Below are 12,805 nucleotides of genomic sequence, written 5' to 3' on the forward strand. Positions count from 1 at the left end.
ACAATGACGCGCCACGTTGTCGGCATCGACATCGGCCGGGCCTCGTTGCGCGCGGTTGAACTGGCCGACGCCAGCCGGGAGCAACCAACAATCGTGCGCTTTCATGAGGAGGCGTTGCCCGACGGTGCCGTGGGGCGCGGCGAAGTTCTCGAGCCCAACACGGTGGCCTCCCAGCTGAAACGGTTATGGGCCGGCGGCAAGTTCACCAGCAAGAATGTGGTCATCGGCATGGGCAATCACCGGGTGGTTGCTCGCGACCTGACCGTGCCTGCGCAACCGATGCGCAGCATCCGCGAAGCATTGCCGTTCCAGGTGCAGGACCTGCTCTCCGTTCCGGTGTCCGAGGCCCTGCTGGACTTCTACCCGATCAAGGCGATGCCCGGTGACGGCCAGTCGGGGCCGCAGCTCAATGGACTGCTCATCGCCGCGGTGAAAGATGTCGTGTTGCGCAACGTTCGCGCGGTGCAGCTGGCCGGTCTCAACCCGGTGGCGGTCGACCTCATTCCGTTCGCCCTCAGCCGGGCCATTCGTCGCGGCGGTCCCACCGACGACGTCGTCGCGCAGATCGACGTCGGCGCCGGCACGACGAGTGTCGTGATCACGGCGGCCGGTGTGCCCCAGTTCGTGCGGCTCATTCCGGCCGGCGGTGACGACCTCACCCAGGCCCTGACCGCGCACCTCGACCTGCCCGCCGATCAGGCGGAAGCCCTCAAACGCGCGTCGGGAATCGGCCTCGGCGGGCCGCTCACGGCCAGCACAGTGGATGCCGGCGGGTCGGTCGATACCGCTGCCGACGGCGCCGCTGCGACCGCTGCGCTCGTCATTCACGAGGGAGTGAGCGAGTTGTTGGCGAGCCTGCGCAACACCGTGAACTATTTCATCCACACCCGCAGCGACCTGCCCGTCACCCGCATCGTCCTCACCGGCGGCGGAGCCCGGCTGGGCGGGTTCGCCGCCCAACTCGCCGACCTCACCCGCCTGCCGGTCGTACCGCCGAACCCGACCGGCGGTCTCGCCGTGGGCAAAGGCGTCGACGCCGAGCGGCTGGTCAATTCCCGCGGTGACTATCTCGTTGCACTCGGTCTCGCGCTCGGACGAACAGCATGAGCGCCGCGAAGTCCCTGCACGACCCGGTCATCGGCGGCGAACCCCGGGTCGACCTGCTGCCGCCCGAAGTCACGGCCGAGCAGAAGGGAGGCCGGCTGCGCCGCGCACTCGCCGTCGCGGTCGTCGCGGTCGTGTTCGTCACGGCCGGAGGCGTCGCGGCCGTCTTCTGGGAAGCGCAGCGCAGCGAGGCCAGCCTCGCCGTCGTCGAGGCCCGCACGGCCGAACTCCTCGCCGCGCAGGGTGAGTACGTGGAGGTGCGCCGGGCGCAGGAGGAGGTCGACGCGACGGTCGCGGCGCGCCGCCTGGCGGCATCCGTTGATATCAACTGGACCGATTACCTGGAGCAGATACGCACGCGCCTGCCCGGCGACGTCGTGATCAGTGCCGTGGTGCTCGACGCGGGTTCGCCGTGGGCGCCGTACGGGCAGTCGACCGCGCCGCTGCAGCCGAGGCGCGTGGCCACCGTTAGTCTCACGCTGACCAGCCCGACCCTGCCGAGCGTTCCGGACTGGCTCGACGCCATGGCGACCCTGCCCGGCTACGCGGACAGCGCACCGAACCGGGTGGCGCTGCTCGACTCCGGCGGGTACGAGGTGAGCCTCACCCTGCACGTCAACGCCGAGGCATTCTCCAACCGATTCGCAGAAGCCGAGGTGACCCAGTGACGATGACCAGATGGTGGCTGGTGGGGGCGATACTCGTCATCGTGCTCGTCGTCTCGGCCGGATTCACGTTCGGTATCTCACCCAAACTCGAGGAGTTGAGCGCGTCACGCGCGACGCGCACCGCGGCGCTGGCGCAGAACGACGTCTACGAATTGCAGCTCGCTGCCCTGCAGCGCGAATTCGACGGCCTCGAGACGGTGCAGGACGAGCTCGCGGTGCTTCGGGAGGCGATTCCGGAGGGGGCAGCGCTTCCCACCTTTGTCGGTCAGCTCGACGCGATCGCCGCCCGCACCTCGGTCACCCTGACCGAATTCTCCTCGGCCGACGCACTGCCCTATGCGCCGATCGTGCCCGACACGTCAGCACCGGACACCACGGTGCCCGACGCGACGCCCGACACGACGGTGCCGGAGGCTGCGGATGCGGCCTCCGCCGCGCCGAGCCCACTGGTGACCACAGACAATTTCGTCGCCGTGCCGGTCACGATCTCGGTGACGGGAAGTCTCGACGCCGTACTGCAATTTCTCGACGGCCTGCACAACGGTCAGCGTCTGATGACGGTGACCTCGTTCAGCTCGGGCACCCCGAGCGCCGACGTTCCCGACCAGGTGACGGGCCAGATCGCGGGGATCGTCTACGTGCTGCTCAACACGGACTGAGTTCGGGCGATCTCACGGGTGCGCGACCAGGGTGGGCTGCGCCGCCGGCGAGGGACGGGAGAAGTAATAGCCCTGACCGTAGCGGCAGCCCATCTCGCGCAGCAGGTCGCGCTGACCGGCGGTCTCGATTCCCTCGGCGATCACGTCGAGGTGCAGCACGTCAGCCAGCCGCAGAATTCCCTCGACCACTCCGCGGTCGCGGCCCGATTCTTCGATGCCTTGAATGAAGGTCATGTCGATCTTGAGCAGGTCGAAGGTGAAAGCCCGCAGGTGCGTGAACGAGGAATAGCCGGTGCCGAAATCGTCGATGGCGAGGCGCACGCCGAGCTGTCGCAGCTCGGCGAACGTCGCGGCGGCCGTGCCGATGGCGTCGAGGAGGGAGCTTTCAGTCAGCTCCAGGCAAAGCTGCTCCGGCGGAAGCCCGGACACGCGCAGGGCCTGCCGCACCACGTCACTGAAATCGTCGCGGGTGAACTGGCGGGCCGAGACATTGACGCTGACGGTCACCCGGTCGAGCCCCGTTGCCGCGAGGCAGGCCTGGTTGAGCACCGCCTGGCCGATGTCGGCGATGAGGCCGGACTCTTCGGCGAGGGCGATGAAGTCGCCCGGCATCATGATTCCGGTGGCCGGGCGTCGCCAGCGCGCCAGGGCCTCGGTCGCGACGACCGTGGCCGCCCCGCCGTTTTGGAGGTCGACGATGGGCTGATACCAGGTCTCGATCTCGCCGCGGCCGACGGCCTCGCGCAGGGCCGTCTCGGTCTCCAGCCGGTTTGACGTGACCGCGCGAACGCGTTCGCCGCCGACTTCAACCGCACCGTGACCCTGATTCTTGACCAGGTACATGGCCTGGTCGGCGTCACTCAACAGCGATTCGGGATCGGACGAGCCACTGCCGAACGCGATTCCGATGCTCGCGTCGATCGATGCGGTCGCCGTGCCAACACGGATCGGTTGCACGAGCGACTGCTGCAGACGTTCGGCGATGACGGCCACCTCAGCGGTCGAAGCGATGTCGGGGCAGAGCACGACGAATTCATCGCCGCCGATGCGGGCCACGGTGTCATTGGCGCGGGCGCCGCCCACCAGACGAGCGGCGACTTCAACGAGAACGGCGTCTCCGGCCTGGTGGCCGAGCGTGTCGTTCACGGCCTTGAAGCCGTCCAGATCGAGAAAAAGTACCCCGACACCGCGCCCGCTCTGCGTAGCCGCGTGCAGGGCGTCGTCGAGACGGCCGAGCAGCAGCAGCCGGTTGGGCAGATCGGTCAGGGAATCGTGGAAAGCCTGGTGCTCCACCCGTGCTTCGGCCACTAGCCGGGCCGTGATGTCTTCGAGCTGGTAGAGCAGCCCGGTCACCCGCGCGTCCTCGTGAATCTCGGCGACGCTGACGTTGACGGTGATCTCCTGCGCGTGGCTACCGCGCAGCTGGCGCTCGGACGACTGGTGTGACTGGCGGCGAGCCGGCGGGGTGACGGGGTGACTTTCATCCGCTGAAATCGTCGGTTGAAAAATGTTCTCGATGGGCCGGTTCAGCACCTTTCCTGCCGGTCCCGCGAGCTCGAACAGGCGTCGATTGCCCTCGACGACGTACCCGTCGAGGGTGACGATGGCCGTTCCGAGGGGAGACGATTCGAAGGCTGCCTCGAAACGGGCGCGGGCAGCGGATGCCTCGTGCTCGGCCACGCGCAGAGCGGTCACGTCGGTGACGGCCGCCACATGCCCGACCACCACCCCGTCTGAATCGGTCGGCGACGTGTGCACCTGCACCCAGTTGATGCGACCCTTGGGCGTGCGAAAGCGCACCGACGTCTGGTACGCGGTGCCGGCGGCGGCATGCGCCGCCCACTCGCTGGTCACCCGCTCCAGGTCGTCGGGGTGGATCGCGGCCGCCCAGCCAGACCCGAGGGACTGGTCGAGGCGCAGGCCGCTGAGGGCCAGCCACTGGTCATTCGCTGTCAGCAGAGCGCCGGTCGGGTCGAGCTCCACGATGCCAACGGGGGCGAGCCGCACGAGTGCGTTCAGCTGCAGGGCGGTGTCGGCCAGCTCGGCGGTACGCTCCGTCACCGCCGATTCGAGACCGGCGATCGATTGGGCAAGTTCGACGGTCGCGTGGTCGCGCAGGCGGTCGAGGTCGCGCAGTCGTGCCGCTGCGACCCAACTGACGGTGCAACCCAGCACCGTCATGGTGATGACGAGCAACACCACCCCGAATTTGGTGTCGTACAGGTTCGCCTGCTGCCCCCAGAGGCGTACCAGTCCGAGCACCAGCGGGCCGATGATGAAAAAGGGGATAGCCCAGCGCAGCAGAGTTCCGGCACTGCCGCGATCCGCGAGCAGTCCGGCGGGGCTGCTTTCGTAGCGGTGCAGCAGGAGCACGGAACCCAGAACGATCGTGCAGACGAAGGTCTGCGGGGCCATGGCGGCGAAACTGCCGAACGCGTACAACGACGACGCCCCATAGAGATACCCCAAAAAAGCGATCTGGCCTCCGCACAACGCCAGAAGCGCGAAAGCGGGGGACAGCCAGGTGCGGGCCAGGCCACTGGTCGCCAGCGAACAGCCAAGGAGAAGCCCGACGAGCGCCGTGGCGGGGGCCATAAGGAGCGAACCGGTGCCGGGTCTGATGCCCATCAGAATGGTGTCGATACCGATCGACCTGCCCATCAGCACTTCTACCAGGGTCAGGGTGCCGAGAAGCGCCACCACGGTGCCGATCGTGACGGCAACCCGCTGCTTATCGATGAGGAGCAGCCCCACCGCGAGTAACAACAAAATCACAGCGGTGGTCGGCTTCATTGACGCAAAGCCGGGAAGTTTGGTGAGCACCATCATGCCGGTGTACCAGCCGACGATCACGATCACGGTGGTCGCTCCAACAACGGAGACAGCCAGTCGTGCTATTTGCAGCATGGGGAGAGCCCTTCAGTTCCGAAGGGCTCGGTGCCGAACGATGCTTAAGGTTATGTCGACGACCACCCCCGAAGCAACATGAATGCTCACGTTTCTGCCGGTACCGTTCCGTTCGGCAGCCTCAACAATCATCACAACAGACACCCCCATTTTGGGGGTGTACCATCGCCCCGAGTGGGTGACGGGGTCGGGTGCCATTGTTAGGCTTGAGCTCGAGACCAGCTGAGTCTTTGCGTGGGGTAATCAAACGCAATAGAGAAACAATGCAGGTCGGGGGAACAATGGGCAGACGGCTTCCTTCCGCTCCGCCCGTTTTGTCGGGCTACACCTACGTGCGTCCCCTCGGTACCGGCGGATTCGCCGATGTTTTTCTGTTCGAGCAGAACATGCCGCGCCGCTCGGTGGCGGTCAAGGTTCTGCTGCAGGACATCGTCGACGATGACGTGCTGCGCTCCTTCAACGCCGAAGCGGACGTCATGGCGCGGCTCAGCTCGCACCCCGCGATTCTCACCGTGTACAACGCGAGCATCTCAGCCGATGGCCGCCCGTACCTCGTCATGGAATTCTGTCCCGGCTCGTACTCGGCCCGCGAGCGTGCGGAGCCGCTGCCCGTGGCGACCGTGCTCGCTGTGGCCGTGCGAATCGCCTGCGCCCTCGAGACGGCCCATCGTTCCAAGGTGCTGCACCGCGACATCAAACCCTCGAACATTCTCACCACCACCTTCGGCGGGCCGGTGCTTGGCGACTTCGGTATTGCCGCCTCGCTCGCCGGCGGTGCCCAGAGCGAACTGTTCGCCATGTCGCTGCCCTGGAGCGCACCCGAAGTGGTCGACGAACGTACCACCGGCACGATCGCTACCGAGGTTTGGTCCTTCGGCGCTACCATCTACTCGCTTCTGGCCGACCGGGCTCCGTTCGAACTGCCCGCCGGTTCCAATGGGTCGCGCACCCAGCTGAAGCAGCGCATCAACCGTGCCAGGTACACCAACATCGGGCGAGCGGATGTTCCCGCCTCCCTCGAGAACGCCCTCGCCCGCATGATGAGTCGCGACCCCGCTGCCCGCCAGACGAGCCTGCTCGAGTGCGCCCACGACCTGCAGCGCGTGGAACGAGACCTCGGGCTGCCCCTCACCGCGCTCGAAGTGGCGGACGAAGCGTGGGCATCCGCTGGCGCACCGGTTGACTTCAACAACCAGGAGTCGCGCGGGGCGATCATCTCCGACGTGATCATGCCCACGTTGCGCCCCGGACCGCGGCGCAGCGCGCGGCGCCCAGTCTCGCAAACCCGCGAGGGCACCATGCCGGGCGGCGGCGCCGAGCGCACGCGGTTCACCCCGCTCACACTCAGCCTGCTCCTCACTGGCGCGGTCGTTGTCGGAATCGGTGCCACCGTCGGTGCGCTCGCGCTCGCCGGGGTGTTTTGATGGGCGGCAAACGCAGGCGTCGGCACCTGCCGCTGCTCTTGAAGGCGCGCCTCGGCGTCGTTCGCATCATTGCGGTCGCCGCGATCGGCGCGCTGCTGGCCACGGTGGCCATCGTCGTCGACGGTTTCGACGTGAAGCAGACGCCGGTCAATGCCAGTTCGATCTGGGCTTTGCAGAGCGGCGAGGGCAACCGCTACGCCCGTATCAACACCGACCTCGGTGAAGTCGACACGGTGAAGACGGTGCCGGCACCGAGTGAACTGGTACAGACCGATACCACCGTGCTGCTCTACGCCCAGAACAACGAAAAAGTCGTCGACGTGAGCCTCGCGGCTCCGATCGACCTCGGTGACGACGCGGCCGACTACGACAGCACGCCGGCCGGCACCCGAACCATCGTGTCGTCGGGCTCCTGGGTCGGCTACCTCACGAGCGCGGGAACAGTCTTCGCCGGCGCTGTCGGCGGTGCCGGTGATGCTGCCGAGCCCCGCCCGGTGAACCCCTACGCCAACGATGAGGTCGTTCCGGGTGAGACTCCCCGCGTTTACCGCTCCGATTCCATTGCGATCACGCCGGATGGGGTGCTATACAGCTATTCGAGCGAGGCCGAAAGCGTGCTCCGCTATTCCATCGACGACGACGAGGTGGTGGGTGAAGACGCCGTCACCGACGGTCCGGCCGATGCCGGAAGCCAGCTGACCGTCGTCGGTGACACCTGGGCGGTGCTCAGCGTGAGCGGCGAGCAACTGTGGCTGGCCGGCCGGAACGAACCCATCGAGACGAACCTGAGCGAACTGGCCCTGCTGCAACGCCCCAGTACCGATGATGACGACGTGCTCATCGCCGACCAGACCGGCCTGGCAGCCTTCGCCCTCGCCGACGGCGCTCGCACCGAGTTGGTCGGGGACACTGCGCTAAACGGGGGCGCCGGAGCTGTGCTCGGTGCGCCCGCCGCCCCCACGTCGTATCACGGAGAGCGCTACGCGGCCTGGCTGCCCGCCTCCGGCACCGGCGGAACGCTGTTCAGCGAGAGCGCCGGCGAGTCCGCCTTGAGCTACGGCGCGGTCACGCCGAACGGTGACGCCGCCCCGGCGTTTCGCGTCAACGAATCGCTTATGATTCTCAACGACACCCGAAGCGGATGGGTGTGGACGCTTCCCGACGGCGCCCTCGTTCCGAGTTCCCAGGACTGGACCCTGGCCGCCGTTGACGAACCGCAGCGGCAGGACGACGTGGAAGAGGCGTCCGAGGTCGTCGAACCGAAAGCCCCCGTGGCCGTGCCGGATTCCTTCGGCGTGCGCGTCGACCAGCTCGTTACGCTGTCGGTGTTGCTCAACGACCACGACGCCAACGACGACGTGCTCAGCGTGGTGCCCGATTCGGTCACCGGTCTCGACCCCGACTGGGGCACCGTCTTCGTGACCGACCAGAACCAGGTGCTCGCCGTGCAGGTCGCCCCCGGCGCCAGCGGCTCAGCCACCTTCAACTACGCCATCACCGACGGTTCCCGCACCGACGGCCTCAACTCGCCGTCCACCACCGTCACCCTCACCGTGCACGGCGACGACGTGAATTCAGCGCCGGTCTGGTGTGGCACCGACGGCTGCCTGCAGGAGTGGCCGAGCCCCGAGGTGCAGCCGGGCGGCACGGCGACCGTTCCGGTGCTGCCCGGCTGGGTCGATCCCGACGGGGATCCTATTTTCGTCGCATCCGCTCACAACACCACCGACATCGGTTCGGCCAGTGTGACGCCGGCCGGGGTACTCGTCTACAAGCACCCCAACGCGGCCGAACAGAGCGCGCAGTCCGCCACTATTCTGGTGGGCGTCTCGGACATCCATGGTGCCGCGACCGAGAAACCGCTCACGATCACGGTCACGCCGACCCCGCGCCTCACGGTGGAACCGTTCGCACTGCTCGCCTCGGTGAATGAACGCATTACGGTGAATCCGGCTGAGTATGTGTCGGGCGTTGCGGGCCTGTACCGCATCGAGTCGGCCACCATCCCGACGAGCGCCGAGGGCTCCACCGTGGCCATCACCGCCAACGGTACCGCCTTCGACTTCGCCGCGACCGCCATCGGCAACTACACGGTCAGCCTCACCATCGCCGACGACGTCAGCGAGGTCGTGTCGCTCGTGCGCATCTCGGTCGTGTCAGCGGATGCCCAGGCCCTCACGACCTCCCCGGTGACGGTTTTCGTGCGGCCCAAGGCCGACACCAGTGTGGACGTCTTCTCCGCCGTCTCCAACCCGGCCGGGCGCGTGCTGTTGCTCGGCGAAGCGATTCCCGAGACCGTGCTCGGCGCTTCCCTCAGCGTCGACGTCGTCGGGCAGAACATTCTGCGGGTGCGCGGTTCCACGGCCGATGAACAGCCGGGCAAGCTCGGAACCGTGCGGTACACCGTGTCGGACGGCACCGAGAACCCGCTCTACACCGTGCGCGGCGAGGCCACGGTGTACCTGCTTCCGGCATCCGTTCCCCAGGCGCCGATCGCCCTAAACGACAGCGTCTCGGTGCGGGTCGGCGCCCAGATCGACATTCCGGTACTCGACAACGACGTGGCGCCTGACGGCAATATCGTACTGCTCAACGCCGAATCGGTGCGGAACCGCAGCGACCGGGGTCTCGCCTTCGCGGCCGGCGCCGAGCTGCGCTACCTCGCCCCCGACGAACCGGGCAGCTACGAACTCACCTACAGCGTGTACACCGCTGGCGCACCCGAACTCATCGACTCGGCCGTGGTCGCGGTCGAGGTGCTGCCCGACGGCGATAACACCGCCCCCCAGCCGCACACCCTGTACGGTCGGGTGCTGTCGGGGGAGAGCATCGAGATTCCGTTCGACAGCTTCGGCACCGACCCCGACGGTGATAACGTCGTGCTCGATCGGGTACTCACCCAGCCGGCCCGCGGAACGGCGTCGATCAACGCCACCGGCGACGCCATCGTCTACTCCAGCCCCCTCGACTATCACGGCGCCATCGAATTTCAATACCGCGTGCGCGACACCGGCGGAGCCACCGGTCTCGCCCTCGTGCGCATCGGCGTGCTCGACCAACGCTCCAACCCGAGCCCGATCACCTTCAGCGACTACGTCGAGGTGCAGGCCGGAGCAGACAACCAAGTGGTGGTCTTTCCCGCCGCCAACGACATCGAGCCCGGTGGCGGCAACCTGACCCTGAGCATGGTCACCCCCGACGCGGCGGCCGGCACCGTCGAGTTCGACGCGCTCGCCGGGCGGATCGAATCCGTCACCGACGACCGGGTGGTGTTCACGGCTGGCGAAGAGCCGGGCCTGCTCACCTTCGTCTATTCCGTCACCAACGCCAACGACGACGTCGGCCAGGGACTCATCGTGGTCAAGATCGTGCGTACCTCCGTTCCGGACTATCCGGTCGTGATTGACACGACCCTGGCTTTAGACGAACGTGACACGTTCCCGAAGGGCGTCGACGTCGTCACCGACAAGGTCTCCTGGAACTCCGGTGACGTCTCTGACCTCACCCTTACGCTGTGGGGCAGCCACCCCGGCCTCGAGGTGTCGGGCTGGAAGATCAGCGGCGATGTTCCCGACGAGGGGTTGCTCGCCCCGTTCGTCCTGACCGGACCGAACTTTCAAGGGGTCGAGGTGACCACCTACGGGTTTCTCCGCATCCCGGCGAAGGACGCCATCATCATCGCGCTTAAAAAGGGCAACCTCGAGCAAAACGTGAAGGAAGACGCCTCGGTCAGCTTCGATCTGACCAGCCTGGTATCGATTCCCGCTGGAACCACGCTGGAACTGCAGCGCACCGGCATCCGCTCGTCGGGGGAGCGCGGCAACGCAACCTGCACCTTCGATTCCGGTACCACGGTGACCTACACGGCCGGGTCTGACGCGCCCTGGACCGACTCCTGCACCGTGCCGGCGCGCATCGACGGGCAGGAGGACTACACCCAGCTGGTCGTGCCGATCGTGGTCGAACCGCTCGACCCGCAGCCGGAACTGCGCCCGGCGGCACTCACCGCGAGCCCTGGCTCCGAGGCCATTCGTTACGACCTCAGCCACATGGTGGAGTGGCAGGGCAAGGGCGACGTGCCGGCCCTGACCTTTGCGATCGACTTCTCCTCCGATCAGTTCACCGTGCAGCAGGACGGCGCGATCCTCACCATCGGTGTCGCCGACAACGCCGTGGCCGGCCGCGAAGCCGCCGTCTCGGTGAGCCTGTCGAGCCACCGCGATGTGGTTTCGGCGGTGCTCGCGCTCAAGGTGGGACCGGCGCCGAGCGAACTGCCCAAGGGCGGCACCGTGGCCACGACCTGCACGCAGTCGTCGGGCTCCAGCTGCTCGATCGCGGTCGTCGGAACCGCCGGTGAGGTCAACCTGTACCGCAACACGCCGCTCGAACTGGTCTCCGTCACCGCGCCGAGCACCTGCGTGGGTGTGTCGTTCGCGGTCGAGAATTCCAAGAACGTGCGAGCCAGTTGGTCGGGCGACACTGCCGGAGGGGTCTGTGAGGCGAGCTTCGTGGTGCGCGACGCCCAGGGCAAGCTCAGCGCCGGAAGCCGCAACGGGTCGATCACCGTGGACCTGCAGGGCTACCCGAAGGCGCCGAACGCGGTGGCGCAGATAGCCTACGGCAACCGTTCGCTGACCCTCTCGGTGAGCCCCGGCGGTGCCAACGCCGCCTACCCGGCGCTGGAGGGGTTCAACCTGTACCGCAATGGAGCCTCGGTGGCCCGCTGCGATACCTCTGGTAACTGCGGTCAAATCACCACGACGGCGAACGGCGACCAGGCGGTCTACGAGGCCAGGGCCGTCAACGCGGTCGGCGAATCGCGCACCGCGGTGAGCGTGACGGCCTGGTCGTACGACACTCCGGGCATGGGCGCACTCTCGGCGGAACCCGTTTTCAAGGACGGCACCACGAGCGCATCGACCGGTGCGGTCACCGTGACCATCGAGAACACCGACCCTTCCACGAACCGCTACCGCATCGGCGACGCCGTCATCGATGCCGCCGCGGGACGAACGACGGTGCACCAGCTGGCGCTCGGCGTGGGGGCACAGACCGTGATCGTCACCCCCCTCAGCAGTTTCGTGCAACCGGCCGGCAGCGGCCCGACCGAGGAATCGAAGAGTCAAACGGTGCTCGTGGCCGGATCGCCCCTGATTACATCGCCCGGGGTGCTGACCTCCCAGAACCGATCGATCACCGTGACCGACGCCCGGTTTGACGTGAATTCCAGCGTTCAGCCGCCAGAGGTGCTGTACGTCGCTTCGCTTACCGCGGGTGCAGCCTGCACGCTGACCCCGGCGGGATTCACCCCGGAGGGCGCCGGCTCATCGGACGACCCCGCGATCGGCGGCCTGACCAAGCACACCAAGTACTTCGTGACCGTCTGCTACTCCAACGGCTACGGGGTCACACAAACCGGTGCCGGTTCGATCACGACCTGGGAGAAACCGGCCGCCCCCGGCAACGGAACGTACACCTACGGCATGGGGGCGCCGGCCAACGGTGAGTACCGGCTGACGATGCCGAGCGCCAAGGCCACCGTGCCCGCCGATTTCGTGGTCGACTTCAACGGCTACGACGAGTCGACCGGGTCATCCGTTTTCGGAGCCGACCCCGGCATCACCGCGCGGTACTGCACCGATAATGACGCCAGCCTGTGCAGCGACTGGTCGACGGTGACGGCAGCGGATGCTTCGCGCGCCTGGCAGGTCAGGTACTCGGTTGCCAGCCTGACGACCGCGCAGTGCGTGATCGGCAGCACCCTCGAGGTCGCCGTCGATGCAACCTCGACCGGTCTCGCGACGGCCGTCGTCACCCGCGCCGAGTACGACGTGCCCAACCCGAACGGCGGCCGCATGTGGGCGTATCGCGACGGCGCCAACGTTCCCGGTGACGCAGCCCAGACGAGAAACGTGAACTGGACGATCACCTGGACCGCGCCCCAAACCCAGGGCCTCGCCACGGTCTCCGGCGTGACCCAGACCACCGCCATCCCCTGCAATCCCGCCTCGTAACGCCCCGCCCCACTGAAAGAGCCACACAC

Annotated in this window: 6 protein-coding genes; 5 read left to right on the forward strand and 1 reads right to left on the reverse strand. The window is 67.2% G+C overall.

Going from position 1 to position 12,805, the window contains the following annotated elements; genetic code table 11:
* The first annotated feature begins 3 nt into the window (after positions 1-3).
* The 3 genes from pilM to BMW72_RS03090 are packed head-to-tail and all read left to right on the forward strand — an operon-like array spanning position 4 to position 2,431.
* A complete protein-coding gene (pilM, locus tag BMW72_RS03080; protein WP_092107153.1) occupies positions 4-1,107 on the forward strand; it encodes a type IV pilus assembly protein PilM in 1,104 nt (367 codons plus the stop codon).
* Entirely contained in the window at positions 1,104-1,772 is a 669-nt protein-coding gene (locus BMW72_RS03085; RefSeq protein WP_092107155.1) for a hypothetical protein, read from the forward strand. Before pilM ends, BMW72_RS03085 begins: the two co-directional genes overlap by 4 nt.
* 2 nt (positions 1,773-1,774) lie before the next feature.
* Entirely contained in the window at positions 1,775-2,431 is a 657-nt protein-coding gene (locus tag BMW72_RS03090) for a hypothetical protein (RefSeq protein ID WP_092107157.1), read from the forward strand.
* 12 nt (positions 2,432-2,443) lie between these two features.
* On the opposite strand, the gene BMW72_RS03095 is transcribed toward BMW72_RS03090, so the two are convergent.
* Complete coding sequence (locus tag BMW72_RS03095; protein ID WP_092107159.1) at positions 2,444-5,338, reverse strand: putative bifunctional diguanylate cyclase/phosphodiesterase; 2,895 nt, start codon at positions 5,336-5,338, stop codon at positions 2,444-2,446.
* Positions 5,339-5,619: 281 nt separating this feature from the next.
* On the opposite strand from BMW72_RS03095, the gene BMW72_RS03100 reads away from it, so the two are divergent.
* Positions 5,620-6,762, forward strand: coding sequence for a serine/threonine-protein kinase (locus BMW72_RS03100; RefSeq protein WP_092107161.1), 1,143 nt, complete (start codon positions 5,620-5,622; stop codon positions 6,760-6,762).
* Entirely contained in the window at positions 6,762-12,776 is a 6,015-nt protein-coding gene (locus BMW72_RS03105; RefSeq protein WP_092107163.1) for an Ig-like domain-containing protein, read from the forward strand. The genes BMW72_RS03100 and BMW72_RS03105 overlap by 1 nt, the downstream gene beginning before the upstream one ends.
* The last annotated feature ends 29 nt before the right edge of the window (positions 12,777-12,805 follow it).

It is taken from the genome of Cryobacterium luteum, from assembly GCF_900110125.1.
GTDB classification, from domain to species: Bacteria; Actinomycetota; Actinomycetes; order Actinomycetales; family Microbacteriaceae; genus Cryobacterium; species Cryobacterium luteum.

What these genes read in the sequence shown, in the direction of transcription:
- pilM (WP_092107153.1), top strand. Translation starts at nt 4, where the DNA reads ATGACGCGCCACGTTGTCGGCATCGACATCGGCCGGGCCTCGTTGCGC.
- BMW72_RS03085 (WP_092107155.1), top strand. Translation starts at nt 1,104, where the DNA reads ATGAGCGCCGCGAAGTCCCTGCACGACCCGGTCATCGGCGGCGAACCC.
- BMW72_RS03090 (WP_092107157.1), top strand. Translation starts at nt 1,775, where the DNA reads ATGACCAGATGGTGGCTGGTGGGGGCGATACTCGTCATCGTGCTCGTC.
- BMW72_RS03095 (WP_092107159.1), bottom strand. Translation starts at nt 5,338, where the DNA reads ATGCTGCAAATAGCACGACTGGCTGTCTCCGTTGTTGGAGCGACCACC.
- BMW72_RS03100 (WP_092107161.1), top strand. Translation starts at nt 5,620, where the DNA reads ATGGGCAGACGGCTTCCTTCCGCTCCGCCCGTTTTGTCGGGCTACACC.
- BMW72_RS03105 (WP_092107163.1), top strand. Translation starts at nt 6,762, where the DNA reads ATGGGCGGCAAACGCAGGCGTCGGCACCTGCCGCTGCTCTTGAAGGCG.